Annotated in this window: 13 protein-coding genes and 1 tRNA gene; 6 read left to right on the top strand and 8 right to left on the bottom strand. The window is 45.1% G+C overall.

What is annotated here, in order from left to right:
* Positions 1-121: 121 nt before the first annotated feature.
* Positions 122-535 (top strand): HIT family protein, encoded by a 414-nt coding sequence (locus tag BHR79_RS04600; RefSeq protein WP_072561273.1) that lies wholly within the window; start codon positions 122-124, stop codon positions 533-535.
* Positions 536-579: 44 nt separating this feature from the next.
* Positions 580-1,743: a S1C family serine protease gene (locus BHR79_RS04595; RefSeq protein ID WP_072561272.1), complete on the top strand. Its 1,164-nt coding sequence runs from the start codon at positions 580-582 to the stop codon at positions 1,741-1,743.
* A 108-nt stretch (positions 1,744-1,851) separates the two neighbouring features.
* Here the strand turns inward: BHR79_RS04595 and BHR79_RS04590 are convergent, their stop codons facing one another.
* The gene (locus BHR79_RS04590) at positions 1,852-2,427 is read right to left on the bottom strand and encodes a flavodoxin family protein (RefSeq protein ID WP_072561271.1); all 576 of its coding nucleotides are present in this window, start codon (positions 2,425-2,427) and stop codon (positions 1,852-1,854) included.
* Between the two features lie 184 nt (positions 2,428-2,611).
* On the opposite strand from BHR79_RS04590, the gene BHR79_RS04585 reads away from it, so the two are divergent.
* Genes BHR79_RS04585 through BHR79_RS04575 form a run of 3 tightly spaced genes read left to right on the top strand, consistent with a single transcriptional unit; the run spans position 2,612 to position 5,896 of the window.
* The gene (locus BHR79_RS04585) at positions 2,612-2,959 is read left to right on the top strand and encodes an ArsR/SmtB family transcription factor (protein WP_072561270.1); all 348 of its coding nucleotides are present in this window, start codon (positions 2,612-2,614) and stop codon (positions 2,957-2,959) included.
* On the top strand, positions 2,956-4,065 hold the full coding sequence (locus BHR79_RS04580; RefSeq protein WP_072561269.1) for an SO_0444 family Cu/Zn efflux transporter: 1,110 nt from the start codon (positions 2,956-2,958) through the stop codon (positions 4,063-4,065). Before BHR79_RS04585 ends, BHR79_RS04580 begins: the two co-directional genes overlap by 4 nt.
* A gap of 52 nt (positions 4,066-4,117) precedes the next feature.
* The gene (locus tag BHR79_RS04575; protein ID WP_240632171.1) at positions 4,118-5,896 is read left to right on the top strand and encodes an adenosylcobalamin-dependent ribonucleoside-diphosphate reductase; all 1,779 of its coding nucleotides are present in this window, start codon (positions 4,118-4,120) and stop codon (positions 5,894-5,896) included.
* Positions 5,897-6,006: 110 nt separating this feature from the next.
* Here the strand turns inward: BHR79_RS04575 and BHR79_RS04570 are convergent, their stop codons facing one another.
* The 3 genes from BHR79_RS04570 to BHR79_RS04560 form a co-directional block, all read right to left on the bottom strand.
* A complete protein-coding gene (locus BHR79_RS04570; RefSeq protein WP_072561267.1) occupies positions 6,007-7,365 on the bottom strand; it encodes a PGF-pre-PGF domain-containing protein in 1,359 nt (452 codons plus the stop codon).
* A gap of 20 nt (positions 7,366-7,385) precedes the next feature.
* Positions 7,386-11,201, bottom strand: a complete 3,816-nt coding sequence (locus BHR79_RS04565; RefSeq protein ID WP_072561266.1) for a hypothetical protein — start codon at positions 11,199-11,201, stop codon at positions 7,386-7,388.
* Between the two features lie 437 nt (positions 11,202-11,638).
* Positions 11,639-11,714 (bottom strand) — tRNA-Gln (locus BHR79_RS04560).
* A 137-nt stretch (positions 11,715-11,851) separates the two neighbouring features.
* On the opposite strand from BHR79_RS04560, the gene BHR79_RS04555 reads away from it, so the two are divergent.
* Positions 11,852-12,283, top strand: coding sequence for a DUF61 family protein (locus tag BHR79_RS04555; protein WP_072561265.1), 432 nt, complete (start codon positions 11,852-11,854; stop codon positions 12,281-12,283).
* A gap of 12 nt (positions 12,284-12,295) precedes the next feature.
* Here BHR79_RS04555 and BHR79_RS04550 read toward each other — a convergent pair whose 3' ends face one another.
* The 4 genes from BHR79_RS04550 to modA form a co-directional block, all read right to left on the bottom strand.
* Complete coding sequence (locus BHR79_RS04550) at positions 12,296-13,387, bottom strand: OBG GTPase family GTP-binding protein (RefSeq protein ID WP_072561264.1); 1,092 nt, start codon at positions 13,385-13,387, stop codon at positions 12,296-12,298.
* An 82-nt stretch (positions 13,388-13,469) separates the two neighbouring features.
* Complete coding sequence (locus BHR79_RS04545; protein WP_072561263.1) at positions 13,470-14,582, bottom strand: ABC transporter ATP-binding protein; 1,113 nt, start codon at positions 14,580-14,582, stop codon at positions 13,470-13,472.
* A 3-nt stretch (positions 14,583-14,585) separates the two neighbouring features.
* Positions 14,586-15,254, bottom strand: a complete 669-nt coding sequence (modB, locus tag BHR79_RS04540; protein ID WP_072562294.1) for a molybdate ABC transporter permease subunit — start codon at positions 15,252-15,254, stop codon at positions 14,586-14,588.
* Positions 15,255-15,259: 5 nt separating this feature from the next.
* Positions 15,260-16,057 (bottom strand): molybdate ABC transporter substrate-binding protein, encoded by a 798-nt coding sequence (gene modA / locus BHR79_RS04535; RefSeq protein WP_072561262.1) that lies wholly within the window; start codon positions 16,055-16,057, stop codon positions 15,260-15,262.
* Between the last annotated feature and the right edge of the window lie 30 nt (positions 16,058-16,087).

The raw sequence follows: 16,087 nt of genomic DNA, 5'->3' as shown, positions 1-16,087 counted from the left end.
TTAGGCTTTCCTAATTTATATATGTCCTACAACTACGTGTAATATATATGTTTTGTATGCCCGAAAAAAAACAGGCCAATAAATATAAAGCAGGAACTAAAACATAAAAAGTGTGAAAAACATGGATTGTTTATTCTGCAGAATCATAGACGGAGAAGTTGCCTCCCACAAAGTGTATGAAGATGAGCATGCCTATGCTTTTTTGGACATCTATCCGACATCCAGAGGACATACAGTCGTACTTCCAAAAAAACACATAGCAAGTTTCCTGGAAATGAATGAGGAAAAGACAGCAGAATTATTCACTTCTGTAAACAGGATCGCTAAAAAAGTAATTGGAGTTACTGGTGCGCCGGGAGTTAATATTGGGATCAACAATGGCTTGGTTGCCGGGCAGACTGTACCCCATGTCCATGTGCATATAATTCCTCGTTATGAAAATGATGGCGGGGGGTCAATGCATACCATCGTGGATTCCAACCCTGACAGGGAGGAACTCGAACAACTCGCAGCCAGTATATATTCCAGATTTTGAAAAAGAAAGAGAAAAGTCAATAAACAAGCCCAACAGTATATCTTATGATGCAATTCTCAACTTCGCTGCTAAAGGAGGAAAGGGGCAGTACACTACCCTTGATAGCAATATTGTTCCTCCTGATTGGTTTTGTTCTCGGGATCAGCCTGACAACCGTGCTTTATGATGAGGGAAGTCTGGAAAACACACAAATTAATGATCATGAAAGTGATGTTACCGGCATTATCAATATTAATGGCACTGCGGGTGAGACCTACGAAGAACTTTACAAACTTGTTTTTGACTCGGTTGTCTCCGTAAGGACTGAAGGAGAAATCGACGGAGACCAATTTAGAAGTGGCGGGTCCGGGTTTCTTTATGATTCAGAGGGGCATATCATAACGAACCAGCATGTCGTGGAAAATGCAGATTCCGTAGAAGTATATTTCAGTAACGGAGTGGTGATGGATGCTGAAATCACGGGTACCGATATATATTCTGATATTGCGGTATTAAAAGTAGATGAAATCCCCTGTGATGAAACCTGCCAACCCTATCCTCTGCCAATGGCCAACTCATCCATGATAAATCCTGCACAGATGGTGATGGCAATCGGTACGCCTTTCGGTCTTGAGGGAAGTGTGACACATGGAATCGTCAGTGCCACCGGCAGGACAATGCCAACAACAAACGGATTTTCCATACCCAATGTGATACAGACCGATGCGCCGTTAAATCCGGGGAATTCAGGGGGACCGCTGATTGATCTCTCAGGGGAAGTGATCGGGATCAACCGTGCACGCAGCGGAGATAATCTGGGATTTGCCATCCCCTCCAACAAAGCCCGCCTGGTCGCCGATGCCATAATTGAGAAGGGAGAATACGAACATTCCTGGATTGGTATACAGATGTTACCTGTAAGTCCCAGGGCAGCAGATTTCATGGACCTTAATGAGGAGGCAGCCAGAGGAGTAATGGTCGTGGTCGTTGTGGAAGACGGACCTGCAGAGGATGCCGGCCTGAAAAGTGCCGAAGAGGTGAAGATCAATGATGAAATAATCTTCATCAACGGGGATATCATTGTAGGAATAGACGGGATTGAAGTATTCAACAATGACCAGATCATAGCGCACATAAGTGAAAAACAGCCCGGGGACGAGATCGAACTTGAATATTACAGGGATGGGGAAAAAATGACAACACAACTTGAACTTGGCACGCGTCCTTAATGAATTGTCCAAATAACACTTGATTAGACTTGAAAATAAGAGAGTTGATGGATAAGCATTTTCATAATGTAGAAATACATATCCAAAAACCGGAAACTAAATGGCTACTCAGCCATTGATCTTTTTCATAAGCCAGGCCATGTTCTGGCCAAGGGTTTGCATCGTCTGCAATCCTTCTTTATCAGACTCTACATCCCCCGGTGCAACACCCATTCCTATATTCCAGTAGCTTGAACCCGGTATGACCATCTGGGAGATCAAGAAAAAGTGGTTAATGGAATCAAATGCATGGAGTGCGCCTGCTCTCCTGACAGCCACAACGGCTGCTGCGACCTTATGTTTGAAAAGTTCATCATTTGCTTTACCGACAAACCCCGCCCTGTCAATCAGGGCTTTTGTTTCGGTCGTCAAATCGGCAAAGTATGTAGGACTTGCTATAACGATCCCGTCGGCCTCAATCATTTTTCCTATGCATTCATTGATTAGGTCACTGGATATGACACATCGGCGGTCCTTGTTCTCAAAACACTTCATGCAGGCAGTACATCCCATAACAGGGATGCCTCCCAGCTGAATCATTTCGGTCTCAATTCCCTGTCTTTCAAGTTCTGAAAATACATTTTTGACGAGCTTTGCGGTGTTCCCGTCTTCCCTGGGACTCCCATTGAATGCTACAACCTTCATTTTAGTACCTTCCATTTGTCTTTAGACAACATATATCCAATAAGTGTATTTATCCACTTACCTATAATAATTATACTACTATCGACCCGAATCATTTAGATAATTACTGGAAAAGGAATTTTACATTTCGTCATCCTGTCTCATAGAAACAGATTCATATATATGAAACATTGATCATGTATTCATGGATCATTCGGGCTGCAAACGCGTGGATAAAAACCAGATAAAAAAACTGACAATCCCACCACCTGAAACAATTACCCGCATGTCTGCCATATTCCAGGCACTGCAATCACCTGCACGTTTGAATATCCTGTTCTTACTCAAAGAAAGGGATATGTGTGTATGTGAACTCAGTGAAGCACTTGAAGCCTCACAGTCTGCAATATCCCATAATCTGCGGACACTACGCCAGCTAGACCTTGTAAGGGTCAGGAAAGAGGGGCGTTTTGCGGTTTACTACATTGCAGATGAGCATGTCAGGTTGCTGATCGAAATGTGCAGACAGCATATTATCGAGGAATACCGATGAGCATTGCACAAAGCTTTATGGAAATTCTGGCAGGAATAATACACGAGACCTGGTACCTTTTCGAAGAGGCTGCACCCTATCTTTTCCTCGGCTTTGGGATTGCAGGGCTGCTGGAACTTGTGGTTTCCAATGAGAAGATTATTGGACATCTAGGCAGTGGGGCCGGGAAATTCAGTTCGGTCCTCAAAGCTTCTATTGCCGGCATTCCCCTGCCCCTATGTTCCTGTGGCGTGATACCTGCTGCAATGTCCCTGAAAAAAAGAGGGGCAAACAATGGTGCTACCCTGTCCTTTTTGATATCGACACCCCAGACCGGCGCTGACTCAATCGCAATCACCTATGCCCTGCTAGATCCCATTATGACAGTATTCAGGCCTATCGCTACCTTCATAACCGCCTTGGGAGCGGGAGTTACAAGCAATATTATGGAAAAGGACGTGACAAATACAAGCCTTTCAAATCCCGTTATGCTTTCAAAAAGCGAAGATACAACAAATCAGGGTTGTGATTGTTGTGGTGATAATTGCGAGCAAGCAGGCCTGAAAAAGAGGGGTTTTGATGCCATAAAATATGCTTACGTGGAACTGCTGGGAGATATTGCAAAATGGCTTATTGTGGGGCTGCTGATAGCAGGATTTATTTCCTATATTGTACCGGAGGAAATTGTGGGAGGCTACCTTGGAGGCGGAATCGGTTCGATGATCTTGATGCTCTTTGTCGGGATTCCCCTCTACATATGCGCCACCGCCTCCACACCCTTGGCAGCTGCCCTAATTGCCAAAGGGATGAGCCCGGGTACCGCCTTTGTGTTCCTGCTTGCAGGGCCGGCCACCAATGCTGCAACCATTACAATGGTTACAAAATTTATGGGAAAAAAGGCTGTTACCATTTATCTCGCAATGATAGCCCTCTTTGCGCTGATATTTGGGATGTTGCTCGACCTCATATACATAAAACTGGGAATTGAGGCAACGGCCATTGTGGGAAGTGCAAGTGATCTGCTTCCTGCAGAAGTGAAAACCTTCTTTGCGTTGCTTTTGGCAGTAATGATGACCTATTCCCTGATACAGAGAAGGCAAAGTAATGAATGCCAGGATTGCTCCTGAAACTGGAGGTAATTATAAAGCATTTTAACCCAATTTTGAAATGGGGTTTTGTATGGATAAAAGGAATAGCACAATCGAATCCAAATTGTCTGCCAATGGGAAAACATTGCTGGAAAAACGCTACCTTTTAAGGGATAAGGAAGGAAGAATCGCAGAAAAGCCCGGCGAGTTGTTCCGCAGAGTTGCAAAAGCTATTGCCAGAGTTGACAGCAGATACGGATACAGTGCGGAAATAACTGAAGATAATTTTTATCAGATTATGGCAGATCTGGAATTTCTTCCCAATTCCCCAACCCTCATGAACGCGGGTACCGATCTCGGGCAATTGAGTGCTTGTTTTGTACTGCCTGTGGAAGATTCCCTGAAAAGTATTTTCAAATCCCTGCAGGACATGAGCCTCATCCACCAATCAGGCGGTGGCACAGGCTTCTCTTTTTCAAACCTGCGACCAAAAGGAGACCCTGTACGCTCCACAGAAGGCGTGGCTTCCGGGCCTCTTTCCTTTATGACGATCTTTGATAAGGCAACGGATGTGATCAAGCAGGGCGGCAGGCGCAGGGGAGCCAATATGGGTGTGCTGAGAGTTGACCATCCGGATATTATCGAGTTTATCGAAGCCAAGGAAAATGAGGATATGCTCCACAATTTCAATCTCTCGGTGGGTGTGACGGATGAATTTATGGAGGCTGTCAGCCAGAAGGGGGATTATGCGCTTGTAAATCCCCGAACCGGTAAAGTTAAGGAGAGATTAAAGGCAAGGGATGTTTTTGACCGGATACTAAACTGTGCCTGGCAAACAGGAGACCCCGGCCTGCTTTTTCTGGATGAGATCAACCGCAGACATCCCATGAGTGCAATCGGCACGATAGAGAGTACAAACCCCTGCGGAGAGGTGCCTCTTTTGCCATATGAATCATGCAACCTCGGCTCGATCAACCTTGCGCGAATGGTTAAGGAAGGGGCTATCGACTGGGAGAAATTGAAGGAAACGACCCGTACAGGAGTGCATTTCCTGGATAATGTAATCGATGCCAACAAATACCCCCTCCCGGAAATCGGACAGAGGACAAAACAAAACCGCAAGATAGGCCTGGGTGTCATGGGATTTGCCGCTATGCTGGCACGCCTGGGGATTCCTTATGATTGCCGGGAAGGAATTGAGACAGCTGAAAAAGTAATGAAATTCATCCGGGAAGAATCCGTGAAAAAATCTGTGGAACTTGGTGAGCAGCGGGGCAGTTTCCCGGATTTTCACAGGAGTGCTCTTGCAAAGGATTATCCTGCAATGCGCAATGCAACGGTGAATACAGTAGCCCCCACAGGCAGCCTGAGCATAATTGCAAATACCACCTCAGGAATTGAACCGATGTTTGCCCTCACCTACAGCCGTAATGTGATGGGGACCCGGCTGACAGAGATCGATCCTGTTTTTGAGGAGATAGCAAGGAAACATGGATTCTACAGCAGCCAGCTGATGGAGGAAATTGCAAGTACGGGTTCCCTGCAGAACAGCCCGAATATACCGGAAAAGACCAGAAGGATTTTTGCCACCGCACTGGAGATTGAACCCCAATGCCATGTAAGGATGCAGGCGGCTTTCCAGAAGCATGTGGATAATGCTGTTGCCAAGACGGTGAACCTGCCCCACGAGGCTACGGTGGAAGATTTCCGGGAGATATATACGCTGGCCTATCGGTTGAAGTGTAAGGGAATTGCTGCTTACCGTTATGGAAGCAAGGCAGAGCAGGTGCTGGAAATAGGGGAGACTGGAAACAAAGGGGATGATAGCACTGCAACAGTAACAGCCTGTACGAAAAACGGATGTGAATGAGGCAAATGGTTATTATCCAGCTTTGAGAGGTTGAATCCTTCCCGGTACACAGATGTAATATTTAGATTCCAGAAAAATAAAAAAAGTAAGTGCAGCAAAGTTTGCTGCATTCAGGAATTCTTTTTCTTCATTGAATAAGCCGCACCGATACCCACGAGTGCAACCAGGCCAATTATACCAATGGTTGACAATGCCGGTACATCAGTGGAATTGTTGTCAGAGCCAATGGAATCTTCCTGCTGGGTGTCAGTGGACTCACCGGTGCTGTCAGTCTGGGTGTCACCGCCAGTATCCTGTGTCTGAATGGCACTGCTTTCTACAGTGGAGATCGCAAACGGTGAGAAACCGGTTGTATCTGCCTCAAAGTAGAAGTAGTCGCTGTCCTCATCGGTCTGAGTGGTTTCCAGCTGCTCCCATCCATTTTCATAATGGAACAGGGCTATTGAGGCCGGATCGACACCATTGTCAGACATCCAGTCCATGCTTACCCTGAAGCCGATGACAGGATCTTCCATGTTGTCGTCATCAAAGGCGGCATTACCCACCCAGATGTTGACATTCTGGTAGACATTACCCGGTGCATCCTCATCCACAAGGGCCGAGGTATCCTTCAGCAATTCGATGAGCACCTTGATCTGCCCGGAGTTGGTTGCACCCCTGAACTGGACAAAGGTCACATCGTTGCCCTCACCATCGAACTCATAGTTGGCATTTGCCCCGGCTGTAACGGTCTGTGTCTGGGCATCCTTGGAAGCAATGTTCTCGAAAGCTTCACCTGTGCTGCCACCACCGCCTCCGCCGCCGGAGGAGCTACTGGTTGAAGATCCACCACTTGGAGTAAAGGGATCATCGTCTTTTTCTTCAAATTGATAATCCAGCTCTTCAAATTTACCGGGAGTGAAAGTGATTGTATTACCGGTGTTAGTGGCATCTTCAGCACTGACATCAACATACATGTCAAGTGTAGAGCCTTCTACAACCCCGGAAATGGATACATTATAATATCCAGTAGCGTTGGTGGAAGATACGTTTATTATGGTGTCGCCACCGTCCCTGAACTGGACTTCAGCAGCATCCAAGCCATCGCCATCTGCATCAGTGATGTAACCGGATACAGTGTGAGGCATGGGTTCTTCTGTAACTTCGAGTATGTAGTTGAGTTCTGTATCTCCATAATTGTCAAAGATAATTGATTCACCTGTGTCCTCACCATCAACAAACATGGAAACAGTTTCACCCTCATCCACATCTGTTAGATAAACTCGATAATCACCATTTGCATCGGTGAGGTCAGAATCTAGCACTTCTCCATTGTATATAAACTGAACATTAGCGGCATTGATCCCATTGCCATCTGTATCATTAATCTGCCCATAAACCGAATGAGGATTGCCAGGAATTGCTCCAGCCACGGTCATACAGGACAAAAAAAGAAAAATGGCAATGAGAACAACATTTGTCGTTCTCATTATTTCACCTATTCATCTGTTCATTCATTGACAGAGATGTAGCCACCTGCAGAGTACTGGTCGACCTCATTCAGATTTATCCAGTAGGCATTGCCTGTGGATATTTCATTATTTCTTACATTAGAGAGACCCAAGGGCTGATTGGTATCTGACACTAAATTGAGTTCCCGCAGTCCAAGTTCTCCAGCTGTCCTCTGCTCATACATTACGAAATTCATGTTGTTTACTATGGTTTCAAATGCTCCACCATAATAATTAGTATTAGGATCAAATGCAGGTTGATCATATGCTTTATAATGACCTACAAGATTCCATCCTTCATAAACATTTGTAAATGCAGGAGACTCGAAATTATCAGGATAGTTGTTCACATTAGGAGCAAGGAAGAAATCCTCGTTCGCATAAACAATATATCCAACTCCACCTGCAATTTCAAAGACATCGTCTGAATCGACAATCCAGCCGTCCTGTGGGTTGTAAGTCCATACAGACTCAACTTCGTTTCCATCAAGACCAACATCTGCAAGGCTTACGTCACCTTCATCGGCTATCGGGAAGGATACATAGTTGTAACCTGCTTTAAGCTCTTTCCTGAAGGTGTTGACTACTACACCATTTTCGTCATTGTTTCCATAGAGTACTGCAGCGTTGCCAGCATCATCCATCATGTTGTTGACAGCAGTTATCTCAGGGGAGTCACCTGTCTGAAGTTGGTCATCATACCTGAAGAACCAAGACTCAGCAGACCCAGAAAGACTAGGATAACCGTCATTAAATGTGACATTTCCGTTCTCTGCATCTTCATCCACAGGCTCACTGAAGATAACATCAACTAAATAAGGATACTCTGATGAATCTATCTCAGCATGCATCAGTACCGGTGCTGCACCGTCCTCAGTCAAGTCATTGAGATATTCTGCGTCACCAAATTCTTCTGGCATGGTGTATCCATCAGCATCTTCTACTTCAGGAGTAGATACATTATTGAATGCAGGCACAGCATCGGTGTCTGTGGAACTACCTTCTTCAAAGACAAGGATACCATACCTGTCGTCTGGAGTTTCTGTGTTGAAACCTGTTACTGTGTAACCTTCAACGTCCCAGTTTTCGTAGTTGAAAGTACTGTCATTGATAGGTTCGGTGAATGTCAGGTTGTAACCATCGATCATACCATTGTAATCTATATCTACTGTTTCAGCAGCGACTACGATTGGTCCACCTGCGTCAATGGTCTTATTCACATCATCGCCATTGACAGATTCACTAGGATTGCCGGATGCATCAATAGCATTTACACCAGTAAGCTGTAATGGGTCAACATAACTCATCTGTCCGGATTCTACAGTGTAAGTTGCATTGTAGGTCAGACCACCATCACCGGTTGTCCAGACAAGTTCACCATCATTATATGTTGTTGGACTGATGGTTACATCTTCCTCATATGCCATTGTAACGGTGAAGTTGATAGTATCATCAATTCCAAGCACACCTTCTTCTGTAGCATCAGATGTTACAGACTCGATTACAGGTGCTGCGCCATCTTCTTCTGTTACATCGGTTTCACTTGTAGAGTTGATGTCGTTGCCTGCCATATCTGCAATTGCTCCAGCATCTGTGGTTACATTTGGAGCGGTATTGGCATTGTAATCACCGGATTCGGTGAAGTTCAGAATGATGATGTTGTCATTTGCTGCATCACCAGTATCAAAATCAAGCCCTGTAAAACCATCGATGTACCATGCACTGGTATTATTTGTGTCATCACTTACATTTTCATTGAATACGATCTCATAGCCATCAATGCTTCCATTGCCATCCCAATCGATGGTTGTGGCATTCACTATATAAGGACGTGTTGCATCAATAGTGGCTTCCATATCAGTTCCATTAACGGATAAACCGGTATTTCCTGAAGCATCAGTTGCGTTTACATCTGTCAAGTTCAGAGAAGTTGAAAGGTCCTGGCCTTCTTCTACAGTGTAAGTTGCATTGTAGGTCTGACCGTTATCGTTGGTAGACCACTCAAGAGCACCGCCATTGTACATTTGCGGCTGAATGGTTACATCAGATTCGGATTCATTCAGTTTTACTGAAAATATTATGGTGTCATCTATTCCAAGTACACCAGTGGCATCACAAGTCACGGATTCAATAGCCGGACCAGCACCATCGGATTCATCTATATCCCCTTCAGCAACATTGTCAAGCACATTGCCAGTAATATCGGTTACTTCTGCACCAGAGACTGTTATATCAGGTGTGTCTGTTGTTCCATACCCGATAGCCTCTTCCAGTTCTAACATGATGATATTGTCATCTTCTGCATCATCAGTATCATATCCGGTAATAGACATGCCAGCAACGGTCCACTTACTGTAGTTGAGAGTTGAATCATCCATTGCTTCACTAAACTCAATTGTGTAGTTATCAAGCAGGCCATTACCGTCACTGTCAACAGTTGTTGCATTCAGAACTACAGGGGCTGCACCATCGGTTACATCAATAGTACCGGAGGTTACTCCAAGAATTGGATTGCCTGCACCATCTCTGATAGCATCTTCTGCTACTCCAAAATCAGGAGTCTGATCTACATCTTGGGATTCACTTTCATTGATATTCACAATGATAGTAGAATCATCTACTTCATTTACAGTATTCAGTTCCTCAGCCACATGATCTTCAATGGACCAAAGGGAGTTATTGTATGTGGAGTCATCCACACTTTCGGTGAAGGTTATCTTGTAGCCATCAATCTTGCCGTTCTCATTGGCATCGATTGTTTGTGCAGATTCGATTTCCGGATATGTAGCATCGATTGTGACTGCAACATCAGAGCCATCTGCAGAAGGACCTTCATTGCCTGCAGCGTCTGTAGCTGTTACACCGGTAAGCTGCAATGGTTCTGTTGTGTCATCACCTTCTTTTACAGTGTAAGTTGTCTTGTAATTAGCACCGTTATCGTTGGTAGACCATTCCAGATCAACTCCATTGTAGGAATCAGAAACAATATCCAAGCCGTCTTCAGTTGCGGTAGGAGTTGCAGTGAAAGTAATAGTATCTCCAATTCCAAGCACATCTTCTTCTGTAGCATCAGATGTTACGGTCTCTATTACAGGTGCTGCTTTATCAGAAAGAACTAAACCGCTTACACCAACGAGTTCATTTGAATCATCAGTAACATTTGATGTGCCCTGCAAAACATAATCAATCGTTGGTTCATCAACAGCAGAAGTGATGCCATTATTGGCAGTTGCTGATAGAGTAAGGGTGTTGCTGTCAACAACTGTGCCATCAGTAACATCGAGACCAGTCAAATCTTTTGCATTAACATCCCAGTCAGCATCCTCATAAGTACCATAATCAATATTTTCTGAAAAGGTTAATACAATTTCATCAACATCTCCAGCATCAGATGCAAAATATTCCTGAGAAATAATTACAGGGGCCGCTCCATCATTTTCATTGACATCTCCTGATGTGACAGATGGAAGAGCTTCATCAGCCATACTGTAGATACCCGGACCTGTTGTAGTAATATCCGGCGTGACATCTGTGTCAGGAGTAGATTTTTCGTTGAATACTATTCTGATTGTATCCTCACTGACATCTGTTGCACTGTAACCGGTATAGTCACCGATTGTCCATGCACTGGAATCAAAAGTAGAGTCGTTTACACTTTCATTAAATGTTAGTTCGTATGCATCAATATACCCATCCCCATCGTCATCAACAGTATAGGCACTGTCAATAGCAGGAGCAGCCGCAGCTGTTCCCATAAGCAACAGGCATATGAGCAAACCGCTCATTATTGCTATAATATTTTTCTGTCCATTCATGTTTATTTCACTCATCTTTCTTACTAAAGGTTAGAATCACTAGTAGGGGTACAAATCTTGTTATTCACATTTAAAAGTTTCCATTTTTATAAATAATATATTTGTATATACACGTATAGTAAGCGCTGTTAACTAGAAATATATTAATATACAATAAAAATTAGTTGTACATATGGCGCATAATCTGAAACTGCTTTGATTGCCTGTTATGCAACTAATTTAGGAGTCATGTACTTAAATTACAGAAACTAATAAGTATATTAAAATAAAAATTGCTTTTTTTGTATATACAGTAGTAAAAAAACGTGTATATTTGCCAATATTTATAAAAGACTTGTATTTCTGAGGACACATAAAAAAATAAGGTAGCATAGGGCGTGTATTAATACATTAATCCTGAAAATAGTAAAAGATAGGAAACTATCCAAAAAAAGTACTGGTAGTCCCGCCCGGATTCGAACCAGGGTCTTCGGCTCCAAAGGCCGAAAGGATTGACCACTACCCTACGGGACTGCTACTGTTCACTGTGATAATCGCATAATCCTACTTAATTTTTATGTAAGGGGGACCTGCTTATTTCCTGATAGAAGGTTAATTTGCGGCGATTCTGCCCCGCCGGTTGCCGGCAGATCATTATGTGGAGGGAATAAATGACAGGAAGATTGCCTGATTCGGATAACCCGGCATTTGCCCGCTGGATGAAAGGGGAAATGGGCAGGATCAACAGGGCAATAGTGGCGCAGAGAAAGACGCTGGCCCAATTGCTTGAAGAAGAGCTGCCACACTCCAAAACCCGGGCAGGAGACAGATATGTATTCGACAGGCAGATTATCGGGATGCTGGGCGAGGAACTGCCCTCAGAGCTGCATGACAGCCTGAAACTTCCCATCCTCTTTTTCTTTGACTTCCGTGTGGAAGACAGCTGTTTTCTCAATGATAGATATGCCCTCGAAGCACTGCAAATCCTGTCAGAACTCGGTCAGATGTATCGCATGCGTCAGGGCAAGGTCTGGGTCGGCAAAAGTATGGCCTACTCGATCATGCGCAAATACCCAACTGCCATCCAGATAACAATGGGCTGAAAAATAATAGGTTCACGTCTGTATGATCACGGTCAGGATATCCTCATCCTCAAGCACATGGTCCAGCCCCGCACGCTGTCCCGGATGTTTGGCCGATTCGCCCCAAACCTGGGCATACCTGAACTTATCCCGGAAATCGCGATGCAGGTGATCACACACATCTCCCACCGTGCTTCTTTTACGGATTATAAGCGGCTCCTCCATATCCGCAGCCTCGCCCTGGGGTTTAAGGTATATCCGTATGAAATCCAGGGAATTGAAGATCATGTCCTTTACCTCTTCCAGATGAGTGCCCTTATTGGCAGAGATCAGCAGGGAATCCGGGAACTTCTCCCTTACTTTAGGCAGAACGCTTTCGTCCGCCAGGTCCACCTTATTGATGACAGTCACATCGGGAATATAGACACGGTTGCCCATGACCACATCGATAAGCTGGTCCACATCTATATCATCCCTGATAAGCACATGGGCATTGTTTATCTTGTAATCATCCAGTATTGCCTTGATAAGATCCTCTGAGAGAGCAAGGTCAATGGTGCTGCTCACAGTAATTCCACCGCGATCCTTCCTCTTGATCACGACATCAGGCGGGTGCTGGCCCAGCCGGATACCGGCATCATAAAGCTCCTTTTTGAGAACCTCAAAGTGTTCTGTCTGGAAAACGTCAAGCATGAAAACTACCAGGTCACTGTTACGCACAACTGCGATAACTTCCTTACCCCGGCCACGTCCGCTGGCCGCACCCCTGACAAGACCCGGTACATCCAGAATCTGTATGGCTGCACCTTTGTGTTCCATTACACCGGGAATAACATCCAGGGTTGTGAATTCATAAGCACCGATTTCGGAATTTGCCCCGGTAAGCCGGTTCAGGAGAGTGGATTTACCAACTGAAGGGAAACCTACCAGTGTAACTGTAGCATTTCCTGATTTACGTACTCCGTAACCTTCACCGCCGGATTTGGCAGAAGCTTTCTTCTGGAGGTCCTCACGCAACCGGGCAATCTTGGCCTTCAGTTTACCTACATGATGAGATGTTGCTTTGTTATAAGGAGTGTCTCGAATCTCTTTTTCAATATTGGCAATATCGTCCTCGACGCTCATCGCCACCTACCACCACTTCAATGTTAAAAAGACTTTCCCGTTTCCGCAATCCCATAAATTTTTGTTGGTTTTACAGTTGCATTCAATCGGCAGAATCCTCCCGGGCAAAAACAAGTACATCCCGGGGATCGATTTCCACCCTGCATTGCGAACCCGGCCCGATATCCAGTTTCCCGAAGGTGCGGTTATCCATTTCCGAAAGCAGCACTGATCCGCCTCCCGGAATATCCACAGCCACAACCCTGCTTGCCCCCCTGTTGACAACACTGCGCACAGTTGTGGAAAATACATTGCAACCGCTAATATCTTCCCCGCCAGGATGAAGATGGACATTCTCCGGCCGCACACCCCAGGAATACCTGCCACCCTGTTCAACATTCGTTGTGGTGGTTATTGAGATCGAATCCGTATCCAGAACAAAGCCATTCTCAGACTTCCCTGCAGTATCGGCATCGAAAATATTCGATACCCCTACAAGTTCTGCCACATGCCTGTTGCAAGGATTGTAGAAAACTTCCTCAGGCCTGCCTTCCTGCTGCACCGACCCCTCATGCAATACCACTACTTTGTCAGCCAGGGTGAAAGCTTCAACCGGATTGTGAGTGATGAACAACACAGGGATATCCAGTTTCTCCTGGATACTGTGTATCCTCTCCCGCAGGCGCATCCGGACCACCATATCAAGTGCGGAAAAGGGTTCATCCAGAAGTAATATGTCAGGATTGGGAGCCAGGGCGCGGGCCAGGGCAACTCGCTGTTTCTGTCCTCCCGAAAGCCGGGAAGGATACTGGTCCTGCAGACCTGTTATGTGCAGAAGTTCCAGCATCTCATGCAACCTTTGCTCTTTTTCAGCATCCGATTTGCCCTTTAACCCGTAAGTGATATTTTTCGCCACGTTCATATGCGGAAAAAGGGCATAATTCTGGAAAACATAACCCGGCCTGCGGTCCTGGGGAGACAGGTTCTTTTTTGATCCACTGTCAAAGTAGACCTTGCCGTTAACTTCAATAAAACCCGCATCAGGTTTCCCAAGTCCCGCAATACACCTCAGGGTTGTGGTTTTTCCCGAACCGGAACGCCCAAAGAGGACAACCAGTTCATTTGAAGCAGTAAAATTAACATCCAGATTAAAATCCGGTGCTTCCTCCTGCCCTGAATATCGCTTTTCTATATCAACCTGAATATTACCTGTCATACCTCACACCTTCCACCTGTTAACAAGTTTTGCTGTTGCAGCCATGGAAACAAGTGACATTATTACAAGGATTACAACAAGAATATTGGCAAGGCTGTCATTGCCTGACTGGAAGGCGGTGTAAATAGAAAGTGACATGGTATTCGTTTTTCCGGGAATGTTCCCCGCAACCATAAGGGTTGCACCGAATTCCCCCACAGCTCTTGCAAAACTCAACACCAGCCCTGCCATAATTCCTTTCTTTGCAAGGGGCAGGGTCACAAAAAGGGCAGTTTCCAGTTCACTGTGACCCAGGGTATAAGCCACATATTCCAACTCACGATCCACACTGCCTATCGCAGCGGACGTGGTTTTAACCATCAATGGCAGGGATACCACAAATGCAGCGATCACGGCTGCCTGCCATGTGAAAAGAATGCTATAACCCGTAATTTCAAAAAGGGATTGACCCAGCACACCATTCTTCCCGAGCAATATGACAAGCAAGTACCCGGTTACCGTAGGAGGCAATACAAGGGGCAGGGTCACCAGGATGTCCACAAAATTTTTACCCGTAAAATCCCGCCGTGCCAGCAGGTATGAAATGAGCAGGCCCACCAGAACCACCAGTATAGTTGACAGGGTGGCTATTTTCAGTGTTATGTACAATGGATAAATGGCCTGCTCAAGCAAAAATCTCACTCTACCTTAAATCCATATTCTTCCAGAATACGCTTACCCTCTGCACCTGTTACAAAATCAATGAATTTCTCGGATGCTCCCTTTGCCTCAGAATCTGCCAGAATTGCCACAGGATAACTTATATCGGCATCTACCGGCACCTCTCCTACAATCCTGATATTATCGCTCTCAGAAGTTTGTGCATCTGTCATATATACAAATCCTGCATCCACTTCCCCTCGTTCCACATACACAAGGACCTGTTTCACATTTTCCGCAAATATGGTCTTGCCTTCAATAGCCTGCCAGAGCCCTGCCTCTTCCAGCCCCTGTTTTGCATATCGTCCTACAGGCGCAGTGTTGGGATTGCCCAGGGCAATCTTTGTGATATCCTCAGAGTCCAGGTCCTCAAGATTTTCGATCTGGTTTGTACCTGCGGGCACTATCATAACAAGACTATTGCGGGCAAAATCCCGTCTTGAATCAGTATCTATCATATCCTTCGTATCCAGAATATCCATGTGTTTCTGGGATGCTGAAGCAAAAACATCAATCGGTGCTCCTCCCTCAATCTGCATCCTCAGGGAACCTGAACTTGCAAGGTTGAGATTGACCTCAATATCAGGATTATCAGCCTCGAACTGTTTTACTATCTCACGGTAACTTTCCGTCAAACTGGCAGCTGCAGATACCGTGATTTCATCACTGTCAACCTCCTGTGCGGATGATGCAGTCGAATTGACTAAATATGCACCTAGCACAGCTAAGACTGCCATTGTTGCTACCAAAAATATTATCTGATTATTTCTTTTCATTCAATCACCTTATACTCCAAGCGATATGTA

This window comes from Methanohalophilus halophilus (assembly GCF_001889405.1).
Lineage (GTDB): Archaea > Halobacteriota > Methanosarcinia > Methanosarcinales > Methanosarcinaceae > Methanohalophilus > Methanohalophilus halophilus.
The sequence above is the reverse complement of the archived record's forward strand: the minus strand, read 5'-3'. Positions and strand labels throughout refer to the sequence as shown.

Bases quoted from the DNA above. Each gene is read 5' to 3' on its own strand.
- BHR79_RS04600 (WP_072561273.1), top strand. From the start codon at position 122: ATGGATTGTTTATTCTGCAGAATCATAGACGGAGAAGTTGCCTCCCAC.
- BHR79_RS04595 (WP_072561272.1), top strand. From the start codon at position 580: ATGATGCAATTCTCAACTTCGCTGCTAAAGGAGGAAAGGGGCAGTACA.
- BHR79_RS04590 (WP_072561271.1), bottom strand. From the start codon at position 2,427: ATGAAGGTTGTAGCATTCAATGGGAGTCCCAGGGAAGACGGGAACACC.
- BHR79_RS04585 (WP_072561270.1), top strand. From the start codon at position 2,612: ATGGATCATTCGGGCTGCAAACGCGTGGATAAAAACCAGATAAAAAAA.
- BHR79_RS04580 (WP_072561269.1), top strand. From the start codon at position 2,956: ATGAGCATTGCACAAAGCTTTATGGAAATTCTGGCAGGAATAATACAC.
- BHR79_RS04575 (WP_240632171.1), top strand. From the start codon at position 4,118: ATGGATAAAAGGAATAGCACAATCGAATCCAAATTGTCTGCCAATGGG.
- BHR79_RS04570 (WP_072561267.1), bottom strand. From the start codon at position 7,365: ATGAGAACGACAAATGTTGTTCTCATTGCCATTTTTCTTTTTTTGTCC.
- BHR79_RS04565 (WP_072561266.1), bottom strand. From the start codon at position 11,201: ATGAATGGACAGAAAAATATTATAGCAATAATGAGCGGTTTGCTCATA.
- BHR79_RS04555 (WP_072561265.1), top strand. From the start codon at position 11,852: ATGACAGGAAGATTGCCTGATTCGGATAACCCGGCATTTGCCCGCTGG.
- BHR79_RS04550 (WP_072561264.1), bottom strand. From the start codon at position 13,387: ATGAGCGTCGAGGACGATATTGCCAATATTGAAAAAGAGATTCGAGAC.
- BHR79_RS04545 (WP_072561263.1), bottom strand. From the start codon at position 14,582: ATGACAGGTAATATTCAGGTTGATATAGAAAAGCGATATTCAGGGCAG.
- modA (WP_072561262.1), bottom strand. From the start codon at position 16,057: ATGAAAAGAAATAATCAGATAATATTTTTGGTAGCAACAATGGCAGTC.